Origin of the sequence: Spiroplasma chinense, from assembly GCF_008086545.1 — a bacterium.
Taxonomy (GTDB): domain Bacteria; phylum Bacillota_I; class Bacilli_A; order Mycoplasmatales; family Mycoplasmataceae; genus Spiroplasma_A; species Spiroplasma_A chinense.
Map to the genome: position 1 here is coordinate 150,221 of NZ_CP043026.1, position 20,111 is coordinate 170,331.

Annotated in this window: 18 protein-coding genes; all 18 read left to right on the top strand. The window is 28.3% G+C overall.

The window, feature by feature from the left end:
- Positions 1-11: 11 nt before the first annotated feature.
- The gene (gene asnS, locus SCHIN_RS00710) at positions 12-1,376 is read left to right on the top strand and encodes an asparagine--tRNA ligase (protein WP_166507731.1); all 1,365 of its coding nucleotides are present in this window, start codon (positions 12-14) and stop codon (positions 1,374-1,376) included.
- A gap of 164 nt (positions 1,377-1,540) precedes the next feature.
- The gene (locus tag SCHIN_RS00715; RefSeq protein WP_166507732.1) at positions 1,541-2,506 is read left to right on the top strand and encodes a glycosyltransferase family 2 protein; all 966 of its coding nucleotides are present in this window, start codon (positions 1,541-1,543) and stop codon (positions 2,504-2,506) included.
- Positions 2,507-2,519: 13 nt separating this feature from the next.
- On the top strand, positions 2,520-3,218 hold the full coding sequence (locus SCHIN_RS00720; RefSeq protein ID WP_166507733.1) for an RDD family protein: 699 nt from the start codon (positions 2,520-2,522) through the stop codon (positions 3,216-3,218).
- Between the two features lie 68 nt (positions 3,219-3,286).
- A complete protein-coding gene (locus SCHIN_RS00725; RefSeq protein WP_166507734.1) occupies positions 3,287-5,452 on the top strand; it encodes an ATP-dependent helicase in 2,166 nt (721 codons plus the stop codon).
- Between the two features lie 245 nt (positions 5,453-5,697).
- The gene (locus tag SCHIN_RS00730) at positions 5,698-6,111 is read left to right on the top strand and encodes a hypothetical protein (RefSeq protein ID WP_166507735.1); all 414 of its coding nucleotides are present in this window, start codon (positions 5,698-5,700) and stop codon (positions 6,109-6,111) included.
- Between the two features lie 169 nt (positions 6,112-6,280).
- Positions 6,281-6,544: an HPr family phosphocarrier protein gene (locus SCHIN_RS00735; protein WP_166507736.1), complete on the top strand. Its 264-nt coding sequence runs from the start codon at positions 6,281-6,283 to the stop codon at positions 6,542-6,544.
- 220 nt (positions 6,545-6,764) lie between these two features.
- Positions 6,765-6,971, top strand: coding sequence for a hypothetical protein (locus SCHIN_RS00740; protein WP_166507737.1), 207 nt, complete (start codon positions 6,765-6,767; stop codon positions 6,969-6,971).
- A 20-nt stretch (positions 6,972-6,991) separates the two neighbouring features.
- Positions 6,992-7,399, top strand: a complete 408-nt coding sequence (locus SCHIN_RS00745) for a hypothetical protein (protein ID WP_166507738.1) — start codon at positions 6,992-6,994, stop codon at positions 7,397-7,399.
- Positions 7,400-7,519: 120 nt separating this feature from the next.
- Positions 7,520-8,266 (top strand): ABC transporter ATP-binding protein, encoded by a 747-nt coding sequence (locus SCHIN_RS00750; RefSeq protein WP_166507739.1) that lies wholly within the window; start codon positions 7,520-7,522, stop codon positions 8,264-8,266.
- The gene (locus SCHIN_RS00755) at positions 8,266-10,284 is read left to right on the top strand and encodes a hypothetical protein (RefSeq protein WP_166507740.1); all 2,019 of its coding nucleotides are present in this window, start codon (positions 8,266-8,268) and stop codon (positions 10,282-10,284) included. Before SCHIN_RS00750 ends, SCHIN_RS00755 begins: the two co-directional genes overlap by 1 nt.
- 15 nt (positions 10,285-10,299) lie before the next feature.
- On the top strand, positions 10,300-11,049 hold the full coding sequence (locus tag SCHIN_RS00760; RefSeq protein ID WP_166507741.1) for an ABC transporter ATP-binding protein: 750 nt from the start codon (positions 10,300-10,302) through the stop codon (positions 11,047-11,049).
- On the top strand, positions 11,049-12,998 hold the full coding sequence (locus tag SCHIN_RS00765; RefSeq protein ID WP_166507742.1) for a hypothetical protein: 1,950 nt from the start codon (positions 11,049-11,051) through the stop codon (positions 12,996-12,998). Before SCHIN_RS00760 ends, SCHIN_RS00765 begins: the two co-directional genes overlap by 1 nt.
- A gap of 147 nt (positions 12,999-13,145) precedes the next feature.
- Complete coding sequence (gene ptsP, locus SCHIN_RS00770) at positions 13,146-14,864, top strand: phosphoenolpyruvate--protein phosphotransferase (RefSeq protein WP_166507743.1); 1,719 nt, start codon at positions 13,146-13,148, stop codon at positions 14,862-14,864.
- Between the two features lie 128 nt (positions 14,865-14,992).
- A complete protein-coding gene (locus SCHIN_RS00775; protein ID WP_166507744.1) occupies positions 14,993-15,469 on the top strand; it encodes a PTS sugar transporter subunit IIA in 477 nt (158 codons plus the stop codon).
- Positions 15,470-15,539: 70 nt separating this feature from the next.
- Positions 15,540-16,553, top strand: coding sequence for a CPBP family intramembrane glutamic endopeptidase (locus tag SCHIN_RS00780; RefSeq protein ID WP_166507745.1), 1,014 nt, complete (start codon positions 15,540-15,542; stop codon positions 16,551-16,553).
- Between the two features lie 13 nt (positions 16,554-16,566).
- A complete protein-coding gene (locus SCHIN_RS00785) occupies positions 16,567-17,460 on the top strand; it encodes a pseudouridine synthase (RefSeq protein WP_166507746.1) in 894 nt (297 codons plus the stop codon).
- A 37-nt stretch (positions 17,461-17,497) separates the two neighbouring features.
- The gene (locus SCHIN_RS00790; protein WP_166507747.1) at positions 17,498-19,411 is read left to right on the top strand and encodes a hypothetical protein; all 1,914 of its coding nucleotides are present in this window, start codon (positions 17,498-17,500) and stop codon (positions 19,409-19,411) included.
- A 63-nt stretch (positions 19,412-19,474) separates the two neighbouring features.
- Complete coding sequence (locus tag SCHIN_RS00795; RefSeq protein ID WP_166507748.1) at positions 19,475-20,092, top strand: hypothetical protein; 618 nt, start codon at positions 19,475-19,477, stop codon at positions 20,090-20,092.
- Positions 20,093-20,111: the final 19 nt, after the last annotated feature.

Below are 20,111 nucleotides of genomic sequence, written 5' to 3' on the forward strand. Positions count from 1 at the left end.
GAGCCAATAAAATGGAATTAAAAGAATTATATTCATCATATGAAAAATATGATGGAAAAGAAATTACTATCATAGCAAGAGTTAGAAGTCACAGACAAGGAAAAGCTGTAAACTTTTTAGTTCTAAATGATGGAACAACAATAAACGACATACAAGTTGTTTATAAAAGTGAAATAGAAAAATATGAAGAAGTTTCAAGTGCTAGAGTAAGTAGTATTGTTGAAGTAAGTGGGAAAGTTGTTTTAACTCCTGGAAAACCTCAACCATTTGAAATTAGTGCTTCAAAAATAGAATTATTAGATCAAGCAATTGAAAACTATCCTTTACAAAAAAAAGAACACTCACCAGAGTTTTTAAGAGAAATAGCTCACTTAAGAGCAAGAACAAAAACATTTCAATCAATTTTTAGAATTAGAAGTGCTGCTGCATTTGCAATTCACGAGTTCTTTAACCAAAACAACTTTATCTATGTTCATACACCAATTTTGACAGAAAACGATGCAGAAGGGGCTGGAGAAACTTTTGTAGTTACAACAAGAACTGATGCCAACTATGAAGAAGACTTCTTTGGTAAAAAAGCAGCACTTACAGTTTCTGGACAATTAAATGCAGAATCATTTGCACAAGCATTTAAAAAAGTATATACATTTGGTCCTACTTTTAGAGCTGAAAACTCATATACTTCAAGACATGCTGCAGAATTTTGAATGATTGAACCAGAAGTTGCTTTTGCAGATTTAAAAGATAACATTGAACTAATTGAAAAAATGGTAAAACACATTGTTAACTATTTATTTAAAAACAACATGGATGAATTAAACTTCTGTGCTCAAAACCTAGAAGAAGGTCTAATTGAAAAACTAAAAACAATTATAGAAAACGATTTTGCAATAACTCCTTATGAAGAAGCTATTGAAATACTTAAAAAAGCAGTTGCTGATGGAGTAGATTTTGAAGAAAAAAACATTGAATTTGGTTTAGATTTAGGAACAGAACATGAAAGATACTTGTGTGAAGTTGTAAACAAAAAACCTACTTTTGTTACTAACTATCCAAAAGAAATCAAAGCTTTCTATATGAAGCAAAATGAAGATGGAAAAACTGTGGCAGCTGTTGACCTACTAGTTCCTGGAATTGGAGAGTTGGTTGGTGGAAGCCAAAGAGAAGATGATTATGAAAAATTAATCACAAGATGTAAAGAAATGAACATTGATCCAGAAGAATTATGATGATACAACGATTTAAGACAATATGGATACTATAAATCAGCTGGATTTGGTTTAGGTTTTGAAAGATTAATTATGTATGTAACAGGAGCTGCAAACATAAGAGACGTATTACCTTTCCCAAGAACACCAAAAAACTTATTATTCTAAAAACACGAAAGTGTTTTTTTATTTTTGTGTATTAAATTTATTTAAAGCAAAGAAAAAGCTATATAATAAGCAATTATGGCTTGGGTTTTTTAAATTGATTTATTTGCCTTAAACAAGAATTATAGTGTAAAATAAATATGATGCAAAAAATAGGAGGATACAAAATGTTACTATCATTTGTTGTTGTCTCTCAAGACACAAACAGTTCTTTTGAAAAAACAATAGACAGTATATATGCTCAAACAGATAATGACTATGAAGTTATCATAGTTTCTGATAAGAGTATGGCTGATAATGCAAAAGAAGTGTATGGAAGAGACAAATTCTGAAATAACAACAACGTAAAATTAGTGCTAAATAATTCCATCCAAGGTTTATCTGTTTCTTGAAATACAGCTATTGATTTAGCTGAAGGGAAATACATTAAATTTGTAAACCAAGGAGATTCAATAAAACCAAATTATGTTGAAGAAATGAAAAAAACTGTAGAAAAATTCAAATCTGATGAAATTGATATTATTGAATATGATGTTCAACTTGTTGGGTTAACAAACACAACCATAGAGACTTATTTAGAAAAAGATAATGTATATGAATTGGCAAATTGTTACGATCCATATGCTTATACAAATTCAATCTTATTTAATAAAGTATTTAGAACAAAATTATTACAAGATTTTGGATTTAAATTTAGAAGATTTGTAAGATTTGACATGTTATTTATCTATAAAGTATTGGGACAAACAGATAAATTCTTATATAGAAGTGGTGAACCTCTTGAAGAGGTAATGGTAGCACCAGTTCAATATTCAGCTTTTGACCTTGTAAATCAATGAACTCACATTCTGAACTATTACAGAAGAATTGCTAAATTTAAAGATCTAAAAGATTACTTGAATTATGCATATTACAAAACAATGGTTCATATTTGATTATGAATGATCAAACACTACGATAACAAATTGCTATTGAAAAAAGCTTCAAGTTTCGTTGAAAGAAAGTTTGCTGAAAAACAAGAAGATTTTGTTGCAGAAAACAAAGTTTTCAAACAACAAAAAGATGCTAGATTTACAGAAATTTGTACAAACTTTAGTAAGTATATAAAAGATATGTACAAATTAGCTAAATAAGAGGAGTCTTAAAGTGTCAAAATTAAACACACAAGAAAATTTTGATAATATATCAAACTCTTTGCAAGAGTGGAATAAGCCACACTTGGGAAGAGTTTTTTTTGCTAGACTTTTTGATACCATATTAGCATCAATTCCAATGATAATTCTAATAGCTTTATATAGAGCTAGTAATTGACAAAGTGCTTTGATAATTACAAGTGTAAATTTAACTACCTTATTTCTATGCTTTGTATTATTACCATATTTTTTAAAGGGAAATACTTTGGGTAAATTAATGTTAAATTTAAGACTGGTTAAAAAAGATGATAGTAAAGTTACTTTTTGAAATATTTTAGCAAGAGAAATATACTATGTTTTCATTCCTGTTTTCATTCAATTAATTTCACAAATATTAATTATTGTAATATTTGTGAAATTAAATTCAGACAATAGTGATGAGTTAAAAGGAAAAGAACCTTTAACTCTATTACAAAATTTAAGTTATTTATTATATACATGTTGATATTTATATATTTGTTTAACAATAGCACTTCAAAAAGAAAATCAATCATCAATTGATCACAAAATGAAATTGTGAGTAAGACATGTGGTTAAAATAGATGCAAATCTTGTTAAAGTTAAAGAAGAAAAACCACATGTCCACTTAAAAGAAAATAGACCTGGTTTGATAGATATCGAACAAATTGATGAATTATTTGAAGATGAATAATCTTTAAAAATATTTTTTTAAAGCAATAATATTGTTATTATTAATAAGTTATATAAGGAGAAAAAGTTTTGAGCGATTTATTACATGGATTAAATGATAGACAAGTTGATAGTGTAATTACAACTGATGTACCGTTAAGAATTATAGCTGGTGCTGGTAGTGGTAAAACAAAAGTAATTACAACTAAAATTGCCTATTTAATTGAAAAAGAAGGATACAATCCTAATAAAGTTTTAGCAGTTACTTTTACAAATAAAGCTGCAAATGAAATGAAAGATAGAATTCAAAAGAATTCTAATGGTGCTTATAGAACTCCTTTCATTATGACTTTTCACTCATTTTGTGTAAGAGTGTTAAGAGAAGATTTTGCACACGCAAATCTAAGACAAGATTTTACAATCATTGATACAACAGACCAAACAAAAATTGTAAGAAAAATTCTTAAAAATCTTAATATGGATGATACTAAAAATAAACCAGAGAAAAAAATCATTTCAAAAATTAGTGGTTGAAAATCAAAATTTATGACTTGACAAGAAGCTGAACAAGAATCTTATTCTCCAGTTGATAAAAAATTTGCAAAAGTTTATAGAGATTATATTGCATACCTTGAAGAAAGAGGTTTTGTTGACTTTGATGATTTAATTTTGAAAGTTCACCAATTATTTAAAAATGTAATTGAAGTTAGAAATAAATGAATTTCTAGATTCGATTATATTATGGTAGATGAGTTTCAAGATACAAATGATACTCAATTCGATTTAATTAAATGACTTACAAATAACAGGGGTTGTTTGACAGTTGTTGGAGATCCTGACCAAACTATTTATTCTTGGAGAGGAGCTAAAGTAAATATTATTTTAAACTTTGAAAAAGAATTTAAAAATGCAAGAACGGTAATGTTAACTCAAAACTATCGTTCTACAAAACCTATTTTAGATTTAGCAAATAACTTTATTGATAATAATAAAAATAGAGAAAAGAAAGACATCTTTACTGAAAAACTTGAAGGTGAAAAAGTTTCTCTAAAAGAGGCAAACTCAAGAAATTTTGAAGCTAAATATGTAGCTTTAAAAATTAAAGAATTAGTCGAAAAACAAAATTACAACTATAGTGACATTTTTGTTTTGTATAGAACAAATGCTTGGTCATTAGAGTTTGAAAAAGAGTTTGCAAACTCTAAAATTCCTTTTCAAATGATTGGAGGATTACAATTTAGAGACCGTAAGGTTATTAAAGATGTAACTTCGCTTTTAAGAGCTGTTGCAATTAAAGATGATTTAGCTTTTGAGAGAATTTTTGGTTTCATTCCAAAAGTTGGAGCTGTAACTGAACAAAGGTTATTTGAACTTGCTCATAACATGGGTGTAAACATGTTTGACTTATTAGTAAATTGTGAAAATGAAGTTATGAGTGTTTCTAAAAACTTAACTTCACTTTCAAATGCTTTAAGACAAGCAAATGAAATGTTTTTAAAAAATGAAAAACTTGTAGATATTTGTAGATTACTTGTAAATAAAGTTGGTTATGAAGATAGAATCAACATTAAAGAAAAAGAAGGTATTGAAACAAAACAAAACCTTCAAGCGTATTACGACCAAATGAGTCAATATGATATAGCATATGATCAAGAAGAAAATGATACAAATAGACTTGTAAAATTCCTACAAGACGAAAGTTTAATTGTAAGTGAAACAAATAGTGAAGTACCAAACAAGGTTACTTTATTGACAATTCACTCAGCAAAAGGACTGGAAAATAAAGTTGTCTTTGTTGTTGGGTTATGTCAAGATGTGTTCCCTTCAAAAATGAGCTTTATGTCTACAGATTCTCTGGAAGAAGAAAGAAGAGCATTTTATGTAGCTGTTACAAGAGCTGAAGAGATGTTATTTATAAGTTATGTATCTGGGGAATATTCATTTATGTCTAATGGTAATTTAGGACCAAGTAAATTCATTTCTGAATTAGACCCAAATCTTTATGAATTAGAAAAAAACATATTCTTTCACTCACCAACAGAGATGTCTAGTCAAAAATATTCATCAGGAGTTATGGACATAAAACCTGAAAAACTAGATTCAGGTGTTTTGACAGGTGATATAGTAGAACATATGATGTTTGGAGAAGGTGTTGTAACTAAAATACTGGACAAATATATTTCAGTGGCATTTAAAAACCCTGCATTTGGTACTAAATCCATACCAATTAACTCAGGTGCTTGAAAGAAAAAATAGTAATTTAACAATTACTATTTTTTTTGTTTAGATATGCAAAACTTTTACATGAAATTCAAATAAGATAACAATTTCAATCTAAAAGTCAAACATAAATTGAAAATAGGAGTAAAACTTTTTTACTAAATTAAAGGTTTTATTTATTGCTCCCAGGCGTATTTTAAATTAAAATAACTATATATCAAAAAAAATTAATATTAAGAGTTTTTGATATGCTTTTAGAGAAAGATAAAAGGGGATAAAATATGAAAAAATTATTAACTGTATTTTCGTCAATATCTGTATTGAGTTTAACAAGTTATTCAGTTTCTTGCTTTGGAGATATAAATACTGGTAAGGCTCCAAATATAGAACTTTCTGAAAAAATCAAAATTTCAGAACTAGGAGAATTCCAAGGTAAAGATGATCTTCCATCGCTAGAAGAATTAATTCATCAAATTAACATAGTAAATAAAGAAACTGAATATTTTGAAGAACTACCAAACTTTGGTTTCAGCAATGAATATACTTATGAAGTAAGAGCAAATGAATATATTAAATTTTCTGAAACACCCAGTGAAACAAAAGCTAGTCTTGAGATTTTAGAAAAACCAAAAAGTGTGCTTTTAAAAGGTAAATTAGAAGTTACTTATAAATATTCAAAAAAAACTGTAGATTAACATTTTAAAAGCAACATCGGGTTGCTTTTAAAATGTTAAAAAAGTATTTAAATGACTAAATATTAAAAAATTTTACTTAAAAACGCTATTTTTAGCAATTTATAAAATAAATTTGAATAAGCATTTCATAAATTAATATATATAATATAAGTGATAGGAGGAATTCAAGATGACTTCATTTACAGCAAAAGTAACTGATCCAGTTGGTTTACACGCTAGACCTGCATCAGTTCTTACAAAAGAGGCTTCAAAATTTACTTCAGAAATTAAAATTATTTGTGGAGAAAAAGAAGGAAACTTAAAGTCAATTATGAACGTAATGGCATTGGCAGTTAAGTCTGGAGCAGAAGTTACAATTGAAGCAAACGGTGATGACGAAAAAGAAGCTGTTGCAGCAATTGAACAAGCAATGAAAGACAACTCAATTATCTAATTGGCATATTTTTTAAGAACGACTAGGTCGTTTTTTTTAGTTTTATTTATATCTGTTTTTATTAATAGATTATTAATTAAAAAGTTTAATTAATTTTTTGACTAAAAAAGTTGAATTTCTTAGTAGTTTGCAGCTTAAAGGATTCTGTTAAATCCTTGTAAATAGATTGATTTTTTCTTTTAAAGGAATAATATGATTTTGAAAGTGAAAGGATGAAAAAATGAAAAAATTATTAAGTACATGAAGAGTCTTGACCTGAATTTCAAGTAGTTTTAGGATGTTTACAAATAGAATTATAAGTAAAAATAAGTTATGAAGTGAAAAAAATATTTTTATTAAGGACCCAGTAAATAATAACCAGAAAATTAAAGATAAAGCGTTTTTGAAAGTTGCATCACTTACATACGCTAAAATGGAAACTTTTTAATCGTTATGAAAGATACATATATGAGAAAAAATGAGATTAAAATAAAAGAAAATCTCTTAATATCATTAGTAATGGATAGTTTTTTGGTGGGTTGAATTTTATTTGAGTATTTCTTTGATAGAGATGCTAATATTTATATTACTTTTTCAAGCAATATAATGGGACTTGTTATTTTTGCATGATCTGCAAGAAACAAACTTGCTTTACAACCGATATTTTCATATGTCAAAAAAGTTAGATCAAGCATGACATCGTTGGTCTTATTGCTAATATTTTTTTGAATTCCTATTTTTTCAGTAGGTTTTATATCGGTTTTATATTTAATCGAAAAAAAAGAAATGAAAAAATTAGGAATAGATTTGGATAAAATTAAGTTCTTTTGTAAAGTAGAATATACAACAGAAGATATTAGTGAAATAGAAGTATAGGAAAAACAAAACTCTAAAAGTTTTGTTTTTTTATCAGTAACCATTGAGGTTAAGTCCATATTAATTTTTGCTTTTTATCTCTAAAATTGGTAAAATCTTCTAGGAAAGGGAATAAATAAAATGATAGAGATTAAAAAAATATCAAGGAAACTTGGTAACTTTGGACTTAAAGATGTTAGTTTCGAAATAAAAAAAGGTGCTGTTGTTGCTTTCGTTGGTGATAATGGTGCTGGAAAAACTACAACCATCAAAGCTTTATTTGGCGAATTAAAACTTGACAGTGGTGAAGTTTTAATTGATGGTGACAATTTATTTGCACACAACAATTTACAAAGAGTTGCTTTTTTTCCTGACTCAAACAATGTTCCAATGAACATAAAAGTACACGATTATTTGCTTTACATTTGCGCAGCTGGGGGAATAAACACTGACGATGCAAATAAAATAATTGACAATGTTTATAAACTGTTGGAACTAAGACCTTACAAAAACAAGAAAATTAAAGAACTTTCATCAGGATGAAAGAAAAAAGCTATTATGGCAAGTGTTTTGGTTAGAACACCAGAATACATTATTTTTGATGAACCAACAGCTAACGTAGATGTTGATTCAAAATTACATTTTATGAGTATTTTACATTTACTTGTAAAACAAGGAATAACAATACTTATAACAAGTCACATTATTGAGGAGTTACAAGAAATTGCAAACTATCTTGTCCTAATTAAAAAAGGAGAAATAGTTTACGCTCAAGATTTTGATAACAAAACAGAAAAAATAATGGACGTTTACAGACAACACATGAAAAATCCAATTAAAGACTTAAGTTTATTGCAAAAATTATATAGAGAAAAGAGAATGCAATAATGCAAGCTGAAAAAATTAAAAAAGTTAAAAGTAATACTGGAGAGCGTAATTTTAGAATTATATTTAATATAAATTTAAAATTATCATTAAAAAATCCAGGAATTATAATTGGAATTATTTTGCATGTGATAACTTGTGCATTGACCCTAGCAGTAGAAACTTTCTTAGGACTAGGTCAATCTGATTCACTTTATGTATATAGAATGTTTTTCTATGTATTTGGATCTGCAACAACTATATTTTTAGTTATGGTTGGATCAATATATTTATTTAAAAGACAAGTGAATGATGGAATTCACTCAATCGAATTAAGAGCTGGTTTTAGAGCTTCAAAATCTTTTTCAATAAGATTGTTAGTATTACTTACTATATCTCTTATTGCTAATGCATTTGTGCTTATGGTTGTATTCTTTTTACACCTAGTATCACCAGTTACAACAGAACTTATGGTAGCCTTTGGTTATTCACAAGTATGTTATTTAATATTTTTATCAATAGTATCAATATTAATAATTACATTTTTATTTACAGGAAGTAAAACAGTTGTTGCAACTTTATTAACAACTGTGTTTATGTTCGTTGTTGCCTTATCACCGTTATTTGCTTCAATTAAGTACATGATAGCAGATGGCGATGCAAAAACAACAAACTATGGTTTAAAAGTAAAAGCACTTAAAGATTACACTGATTTAGTAGCGGGTAATTCAAGTGAAGATATTAAAGATTTATATACTGATAAATTAGTTGATGGAAAATCACAAATTATTACAAGTTTCCAAAAAAACTTAGATTACTATAAAGACGATAATATCATGAGAGATAAACTAGGATTGCCTTATATAAATTATGAAGGCGATTCAAACAAAATATCTAGAGGTTATGAAGGGATTCTTTCAGAAGCGATTATGGGACGTTTAGTTGCAAAAACATTTAAAATGGGTCAATGAAATTATGACTATTCAAATATTCAACTAACACCTAAAAATGATGAAGAAAAAGTTAACCCAACGTATACAGTACCAAATTTATTAGAAGGAACACAATTAAAAGTAGTTCTAGAAAAAATTTATGATGCTGCCTATGATGTTTATGCAGATACTAACGGAACTTCAAATAGAGGAACTGTTTCAAAAATGTTTGCATATCAATCACCTGGATACTTTACAAGTTATCCAAATCAATTTAGTAGAATGAACATAAGTAATGTAATTAACAGTATTTCAAGAGAAATACCAGAGTACAGAACTTACTTAAATTCAATCCTTACAATCTACAATCGTTATGAACAAATTTGAAATACAACTACTGGTGAAACAATATTTGCAGAACCTTTAAAAATTGAATGAATTACAAGTACAAAATACGATGCAGAAGATTTTTACACTCCTGATTTAACTTTAGATTCAGGATATGGCGATTCAAGTTCAATCACAGTAAAACAATTAATGGATAGAATAAATCAAGTTGGTATGGAAGAACCTGATTTTAAATATACAAGTAACAAAGAAATTGAAGATAAAAACTATGAGATTGCAGAACTATATTACAATGTACCAGAACTTACTATAATTAATAATTTAATTATTAATTTATGATTAGAATCATTTAGCTTAACATTTGCACCAACAAGTTCAAATTCAGAAGTTTTAAGTGATATTTATGGTTACTTTAATGCAACAAATAGAAGTAAAGCTTTAACAACTGATATCTTTAGACACTTTGGTGCAATGTCATCAGGAGTGTTGTCAGATCCATTTACAAATGATATTTACAATGGAGTTGGAACAGCAATTATTTACCAAGGAAGATTAGTATATGTAAAAAATATATTTAATTTTGAACAAGATTTCTTAACAAAACAAGATGTCACAAAGGAACAAAAATTATTTTTAGAAGGTAGAAAACTAAAATATTCAAATAGTTTTATTATTCCTTTAGCGTTCTTTGTGTACCTATTAATATCATCTCCACTTGCTTATCTTGCATATCTAATTTATGAGAGAAAGTCTAAAATTTAGAAGGGAATAGTTAAAATGATAGAGATTAAAAAAATAACAAGAGACTTAAGAGGTTTCTTTCTAAATCAAGTAAGTTTTACAATTAAAAAAGGTTCTGTTGTTGCTTTCGTTGGTGATAACGGTGCTGGTAAAACTACAACTATTAAGGCTTTGTTTGGAGAATTAAAATTAGATAGCGGAGAAATATTAATTAACGGAGAAAATATTTTAGAAAACAACAATTTACAAAAAATAGCATTCTTTCCAGATTCAAATAACGTGCCAATGTCTATGACATTAAAAGAATATGTGTCATACATTTGTGCGGTAAACGGAATGAATAAGAAAGATGCAGATACAAGGGCTAAAGATGTTTATGCAATGTTAGACCTTGAAAAATATGTTAACAAAAAAATTGGTAGTTTATCTGCTGGTTGAAAGAAAAGAGCTATTATGGCAAGTGTTCTTGTAAGATCACCTGAGTTTATAGTTTTTGATGAACCAACAGCCAATGTAGACGTTGAAGCAAAACTTTCATTTATGAACATCTTGCATGAACTTTCAAATATTGGAGTAACAATTTTAATAACAAGTCATATTTTAGAAGAGTTACAAGAAATTGCTAACTACTTAGTATTAATTAAAAATGGTGAAATCGTTTTTGAAAACGATTTCAATAATCAAACTGAAAGTATAGCAAATATTTACAAACAAGTGATGAGCGAAAAAACTGACAATATGGAACTTATGAGAGAAATCTACAGACCAATTGAGGAGGTTAAATAATGGAACTAAATTCTATGAATAACCCAATCGTAAGTCCCGAAAAAATGAAAAAGAAAAGAAGTATTAAAGATATCAAATTGACATTACCAAAATTTAATGGTGTATGATTACTTCTTTGAATTAACATTAAAAAAAGTTTCTCATCAAAAGCAATTATAGGAACAGGAATTGTTTATATAATTATTGCTTTAGTATTTATTATAGTGCCAGCAAAATTAGATATCGCTGGTGAAGATTTTTCAAGATTGATGTTGCTTGTAGGTTACATTTTGGCAGTATTCTTCTTTGTGGTATTTTTAACAGTTGTAGTTATGAACTTGATAAAAACGCCAATGATTGAAGGTATAACCAAAATTGAAACTAGAGCAGGAGTACCGCTTTGAAAAACATTCTTAATTAGATATACAACATTCTTGATAGTTTCATGATTTTATGTATTAATTAATTTTATTTTAGCAATGGTATTTACAACTGGATTTGAAACAGCTGTCTTTTCAAGAGCTATGTTCTTATATGGACCTGTAATTTTCTTCTTTATCTTACCGATATTTTGATTCCCAGTTGCAGGATTAATAGCATTAATTTGCTCTCTTGCAATGGGAACATTCTTAGGAATCTTTTGTGGAGCAATTATGGCAATTACTCCAATGATTAATGGTTTAGTAACTTTAATTTCACAACAAGATTACAGAATATCAGAACAGTTAACAAATAGTAATAAACTCAAGTTTGGAGCTATGTATTTACAAGATTTCTACAATACAGTAAGCAAAGAGGAAGCATCTGGCAAAATATTTGACGATAAAATATCAGATATTGCATATGCTATTGAAGAAAACTTTTTTGATTCTTTTGAATTATCAAATTTAGATTTCAATTCTTCTTCAAAAAATAACGATTGAGAAAAACCAGATCAAAGCAGTAATGCTATGGCAACTCTAAAAAGAGCAATTTACTTAGGTCAATTTAACATTGATTCAAGAACAGACTTTAATACTAATTTAATTGAAGGAACTGTACAAAGAACTCCTTTAGAGGGGCTTGCAATAAACAAATTATTAACAGATATGTACAATAAAGTGGATGAACTTATGGAAACAAATGATCGTCCAACAATGCATAGACCTGATTATATATCTGGTCCATTTGTTGAAGGTGCTATTTCAACTGGAGCTATGAAATCTTATAAAGTTAGCGACATGACAAATTGATTTGCAAAAAAATTACCTGAATACAAAACATTGTTTAACTTTATTGGTAAAAGTTATGACAAATACCATGAATTATTCTTTGCAAATGATATTTATGGTTATTCAAATAGAGGAATGTTTGAAAAATTTGATGTTTCAAATTATGGTAATACAGTTGCCCAACCTTCAAATGCTACAGTTGACAACACTAGACAATTTGAAATTTACTTTAGATATCCTGAATATATGGTATTAAATAGTGTGATTCTACAAAGTTGATTAAATTCATACAGCATTAACTATATTGATGAAAGTATTTTTTCAGATGGTTGAGGGAGTTCTTCTTCACTTTCAAGTAAAGCTATGTACGAAAAAATGGAAGAATTACAATCACATTCAACTAACAAAAAAATGGCAAATATCTTTATGCATTTCTATATGATGTATACAGGATCTGCATTAAGTACTAATGTAGGAGATGCTTTTGTTGATGATGGAGGGGTTGGTCTTGAAACTAGAGGGTCAACTTCAAAACTTAGAAACATTCAAGCTCTTGCTAAGTATTCTAACAAAGCAATTACATCAGCTGCTGGTGTAAATGGTTTAATTGATGTAGAAACTGGGCCTATGTTTAAAGAAAATAGTGTAAGTACAACTTTTGGATTCAATATTCAACTAGCAATATTTATGTATATACTAGTTGCAGCTGGATTCACTTACCTAATTTACTTACTATATAGCAAAAACGCAAGAATTTAATAAAACACTAAAACTCAACTTGGTTGAGTTTTTTTGTTTTAAAGGGTAGAAAAAAAGTTTGTAAAACTAAATAATGAGAAACACCAAGTATTAATGCTAATTTTGTGTATAATAATTGTGATTAAGACTTAGGAGGAATGTGTTAACATGTCAATTAAAATTAATGGTACTGGTGCAAGTAACGGAATTGCAGTGGCAAAAGTTTATATTTTAGATGAACAACCAATCGTAATTCCAGATAACAAAGCCAGTGATATTGAAGCAGAACTTGCAAATGTAAATGCTTCAATTGAAAAAGCAAAGACTGACTTAGAAAATCTACAAGTTATTGCAAGAGAAAAATTAGGGGAAGAAAAAGCAGCTATTTTTGAAGCTCATGCTTCAATTCTTCAAGACCCAGCAATGGCAGAAGAATTTACAGCTCTAATTAAAGATAATAACTATAATGGAGCAAAAGCAATTAGTGAAGTTGCAAACAAATACATTGAAATGTTTGGTGCAATGGATGATGATTACTTCAAAGAAAGAGCAGCTGATGTAAAAGATGTTACAGAAAGACTTATTAGATACGTATTAAAATTACCTGTAGCAGATCTTGCAACAATTAGTGAAGAGGTAATTATAGTAGCAGAAGATTTAACACCTTCTCAAACAGCACAATTAAATCCAAAATTTGCAAAAGGTTTTGCATGTAATGTTGGGGGAAGAACAAGTCATGCTGCAATTATGGCAAGAAGTTTAGAAATCCCTGCAGTTTTAGGATTAAAAACAATTCTTTCATCAGTAAAAGAAAATGATGTTTTAGCAATTGATGGAGCAACTGGAGAAGTTGAAATTAATCCTGAAAATAAAGATGTTTGAAACAAAAAAGCTGAAGAATTTAAAGCTGAAAAAGCTTTATTAGAAGAATTTAGAAATAAATCAACTGTAACAAAAGACGGATATGACAAATTTATCTTAGAAGGTAATATTGGAAGTCCAAAAGATGTCGCTGGAGTTTTAGAAAATGGTGGAGAAGGAGTTGGTCTATTTAGATCAGAATTCCTTTACATGGATAATGACCACTTCCCAACAGAAGAAGAACAATTCGCAGCATACAAACAAGTAGTTCAAGACATGGGTGGAAAACTTACAGTTATTAGAACTTTAGATATTGGTGGAGACAAAAAATTATCATATTTTGCTTTCCCAGAAGAAATGAACCCATTCTTAGGATATAGAGCTATTCGTTTTACAATGGATAGAAAAGATATCTTTAAAGATCAAATTAGAGCTTTACTAAGAGCAAGTGCTTTTGGACCAGTAGGAATTATGTTCCCAATGATAGCAACTGTTGATGAATTTAAAGCTGCAAAACAATTTACTTTAGATTGTAAAGCAGAACTTGAAAAAGAAGGAGTTGCTGTTGGAGCTGATTTGGAAATCGGTATGATGGTAGAAATTCCTGCAGCAGCAGTTAATGCTGAAAACTTTGCAAAACACGCTGACTTCTTTAGTGTTGGAACAAATGACTTGATTCAATACACAATGGCAGCTGACAGAATGAGTGAAAATGTAAGTTACTTATACCAACCATACAATCCTTCAATTTTAAGATTATTAAAAATGACAATTGATGGTGCACATAAACACGGTAAATGAGCTGGAATGTGTGGAGAAATGGCTGGAGAACCAGATGCAATTCCATTATTAATGGGATTGGGGTTAGATGCTTACTCAATGTCTGCAACAAGTATTTTAAAAGCTAGAAGTATTATGGCAAAATTAACTCTTGCAGAAACTCAAGAATTAGCAAACAAAGCACTTGAGTGTGAAACAACAGAACAAGTTTTAGAATTAGTACATAATTTAATGAGTACAAAATAAACAAAAAATCTCACAAGAGATTTTTTGTTTATTATTATAAAATAGCAATATTTATGTAGGTATTTAGAACATTTTCTAAAAAAAACAAAGAAATAGGTTAAAATTACTATGTATAGGAGGATTATCGAATGGGATTATTCACAAAAAATAAAAATTTAGAAATCTATGCACCAGTTGATGGTGAAATAATCGATTTGACAAGTGTTAAAGACGAAGTCTTTGCAGAAGGGATGTTAGGAGAAGGTTTAGCGTTTGAACCTGCTAATGGAGAATTTGTAGCTCCAATCAGTGGAAAACTTGTAACTGTTTTCCCTTCAGGACATGCTTTTGGAATCAGAAGTAAATGTGGAGTTGAAATTTTACTACACATTGGTTTAGATACAGTTACTCTTGATGGAGAAGGATTTGATGTTAAAGTAAAACAAAACGAATCTGTAAATCAAGGAGACACACTTGTAGTAGTTGATTTAGAAGAGGTATCTAAAAAAGTTCCTGCAATGCAAACACCTTTAATTTTTACAACAGACTCAATGAGTGGTAGAAAAATCGAAATTTTAAAAACAGGTAAAGTTTCTAAAGGGGATTTAGTAGCAAAAGTTAGCTAGATTTTAAAAAATGTTTATTATTAAACATTTTTTTATTTTTTATTCAAGTAAAATTAAATAAGGTGATTATATGGAAAAAGAAAAGAAATGGTTCAAAGATTTTGATGGAACCCCAACAAAAGGATGAACAAAATTAGATAAATACTATCATACAAAATATGATTTTAATTACACCTCTGTTGAATGAAAAACTGATGGAATGATTTATTTATCAGCCTGTTTAATAGCACCTTTATTTATATCTATTCTTGCAAAATTGTTTTTTGGTTTATCTGGTAGTCAAGGAGCTCAGTTAACAGTTCAATTGCTACAAATAGTTTGTGCTTTAATTGGTATGGTAGTTTTATGACAAAGAGATCCAAAAGGATTTTGAAGAAGTGGAAGAGCTTGATTTTTTGTATATTCAGCATTACCTTTAGCCCTTTCAATTGTGGCAGGAATTATTTTAGCAGCTATACCAGGTTTAGAAAATGGATATGGACAAGATTTTACAATGATGGTTATTTCGATTGCTAATGCAGCAACAATACTTGCATTAATGTATAAATTGGATAAAGTTATTTTCTTTAGAATAAGAGAAACATTTAAATTACACTGGAAATCATTGTTAGTTACTGCAATTATTGGTTTTATAATTTTATTTTCAGTTTCAAATTTACTATTTGGTATAGTGTTTGAAAAAATAATATTTAAAATTAATGAACAATCTCAAAATCAACAAAATCTATATGGGCCTTTGTCTGACGCAAATGCTTCAACTATAGTAAAAGTGATTTATGCAATGTTGTTATTTATTTACGCAGTTGCTTTAGGACCTCTTTTAGAAGAGTTTGTATTTAGAAATAGTTGATTTACAGCTGTATCAAACAAATGATTAGCATTTGTAACAAGTTCAATAATGTTTGGGTTCCTACATTATGGAACAACAGGAGATTTTGAACATGCACTTTCATATACAAGTGCAGGATTTGTGTTAGGGGGAGTATTTTTATTTTCAAAAGGAAACCTAACACATACTTGAATGGTGCATTTATTAAATAATGCAGTATCATTTGCACTTATGTTTATTCCATTAAGTGTATAGAAAGAATTAGAACATGACAATTTTAAAAGTAACTCATAATGATGAGAATCAAACTATATTTAATTATATAAAGAAAAATTTTAAACAGACTAGTTTATCTGTTATTTATAAATGATTTAGAACAAATAAAATCAAAATTAATGATAAAAGAATTAAAGATCAAAAAATAGTTTTAAAAGCAGGAGATGAAGTAAAAGTTTATGACTCTGCAAGTGCAGTAAAAAGAGTTGACTCTACAGTTGTGGATTTTTCGGATTTAAAAGTAATTTATGAGGATGAAAATATTTTAATTGCAGATAAACCTGCAAATTTAGAAATTCACTCACCGATTAATGAAAATTTAGATGCAAAAGTTAGAAGTTATTTAATATCTTCAAAACAATATGACCCAGAACTTGAAACTTCATTTGTAATAAGTCATGTTCATAGATTAGACAAACTTACAAGCGGTCTTGTAATTTATGCTAAAAATAAAGCAACACTTGATGTGTTGCTTGAAGCTATAAAAAATAAAGAAAATATTGAGAAATATTATATGGCTCAATTGGAAGACAATCTAGTACCTGAAGGTTTAATTGAAGGTTACATAGATTACAATCCAGAAAGTCAATTAGCAGACTTTAGACTTGAAGAAAAGAAAAGATACAAAGAATGTAGTCAAATTCATAAATGATATGACAAAAAAGATAACATTTTAGAAATTCAATTACTTTCAGGTAGAAAACATCAAATCAGAGCGATTATGATGTATTACAATTGTCCAATAGTTGATGATTTTAGATATGGTGGACAAAGAAATCAAAATAAATCAATTGCATTAGTAGCTTATAAATTAATATTTAGGAACTTTTCTAATCATTTAGAATATCTAAATGATAGAGAATTTGTATCAACAAATTCCTTTTAAAAATGTTAAAATATATAGCATATGAAGGGGGAACATTATGGTGTCTACAAGACAAGGTATATTTAGTACAATTGTGGGAACTATAATTTCCCTTTTTAATGCCTTAATCCAATTCTTAACTATTTACTGAGTTTTGGAAAAATTTGGATCAGAGTTTAACGGGTACGTTCGCCTTGTAAGTTCATTTTCAGCTTTAATTGCAACAGCTGACGGAGCTTTGGGGTTGGCGACAACAATATTATTAGTTAAACCAATTGTTCAAAATGACTGAATAACTGCAAATGAAATTTATTCAACTTCAAAGAAAAATTACAGAAAAGCATCATACGTAGGTTTAACTTTAGTTTTACTTACAAGTCTTGCATACCCACTTTACGCGGGTACAAGTAATACAGGTTTATTTGAAGCAGATAGTTGAAAAAATATTGGTATTAGTTTAGGAACCGAAGGAGAACTTGCGGGATACTGAGTCCTAATGGGGGTTTCTCTAGCCTTTGGTTTGAAAAACTTTTTAGCAGCATTTTGGTTTAGTGTATATGAAAATATAATTGCAGCAGATAACAAGAATACAATTAGAAGAATAGTTATTTTATTTACAGATATTTTTGTTTATGGTTTATTATTCTACTTGCTAAGTTTAGATGTAAGTCCAGTAATTCCATTCCTTTCAATGTTACTTTACAGTCCAATTAAAGGATTATTGATAATGTTGTATGTGAAAAGAAAATATTTATGATTGAAATATTACAAAGAATTTAATAGTTTTAGATTGGTGACAACTAAAAAGAAAATATCATTCTCATCAATTGGTACTTCAATATTAGTAAATACTGACGTTTTAATTGCATCTATTATTTTAGGACTTAGTGTTTCATCAACATTATCTCTTTATCTTGTAATTGCTGTAAATACTCGTTTGATTATGACAAACTTTATCACATCATTTAGAGAATTCTTTGTAGCATTGGTTGCAAAAAGAGGAAGAATTCAGTGAGAAAGTTATGCTAAGTATGAATTATATACATACTTAGTGGCAGGATTTACTTTTATAAATATGTCAATTCTTTCACCTTACTTTGTAAGTGCTCTTTATGGAGATCTTGCAATAAATAATTTAGCATCAACTTCTGAAGCTGACAGAAATGTTTTAGAATTTATGTTCTTTTCACCTTACTTTTCAATATTATATGCAGGTTCAACTGCTTTAATTATTTTGTGTGAAGCACAAATAACTTTAATTCATGCAAAAGGAAGATATGGGGAAGTTTCAAAATGACAAAATTATTTAGGAGTTACCTATATAATTGTTGGAACTCTAGCAACCTTTATTTGTAGAGTAGCTGGAGTTGGTGGAGTTGAATGAAGTTTAGTAAGTGGAATCGTGGCTATGTATGGTTTCAAATTAATATTCTTAGTAATTAGATATTGTTACTTATGAGTTTATGTTTGAAAATATGCAACATATAACTCTACATTCAAACATGCTGCAAACAACTTTATGATTTTGTTGGCGCCAGCATTATTTATGAGTTTGTTTAATATATTCTATATTACAAAAAAATTAAATATTGAATTAACTGCAACAAAATCTATTAATGAAAATGCAGTGGTTGCTCCATTGATTGGATTGTTCTTTGCAATAATTGCAATTAGTGGATTAGTATTGATTCTATTTGCCTACTTATTTTCACCAAAAATGATGAATGGTATTATGAAAAATATACCAATTATTAATAAAATTGTGAACAAGAAATCTGAAGAAGCAAGAAGAAAACGCTTTGAAGAATATGGAATTGATGTGGATGAAATCACAACAGACAAGTCAAACCAATTATCACAAGCATTAATAAATATTGCAGAAGAATCTGCGGCAGCTCATTTATCACTTGATACTGTTGAAGTTAAAGTTGAACAAAAAAATGATAAAGTTTATGTAATAAAAGGAAGTTAATTTCCTTTTTTTTGTACATTTTTTCTGAAACGATGACGATAGTTATAATAGGAGGAAAAAAATATGAAAAAATATGGATTAGTCTTTTATTATTTAGTTGTAAGAGATGACAAAAAAATAGAAATCGTGAATGAGGTTATTAATCCAAGAGGGTGTGATATAATTGATATGGCATACGATGATGCCATAGAGGTAATGAGTATAAAAGAAGAGGATAGGTTTGATAAAATGGTAGATGTAGGAAAAAAAGCATTAAATCAATATAAATTTAATAATGATGCATGTAGCAAAAGAGTAAAAGAAGCTCTTGCTGTCCAAGCACAAGAAATAATCGATCTTAGAGCCGAAAATGCAGCACTTAAGGAATTGATTTGCAAAATTAATGAGAAACTTGATGTTTTGGAAAAAGAAAACAAAGAGTTAAACAAAAAAGTTGATATCCTTACCGAAAGGAACATTCATTTAGAAAAAGAAAACAAAAAGTTAAACAAAAAAATTGATATTCTGACCGAAAAGAACATTCATTTAGAAAATGAAAACAAAAAGTTAAACAAAAAAGTTGATATTCTGACCGAAAAGAACATTCATTTAGAAAATGAAAACAAAGTTCTTAAGAAAAAAAATCTTCATTTGGAAAATGAAAACATAAAATTAAACAAAAAAATGGATTCATTGATCTAAAAATATTAAAAAAAGCAAA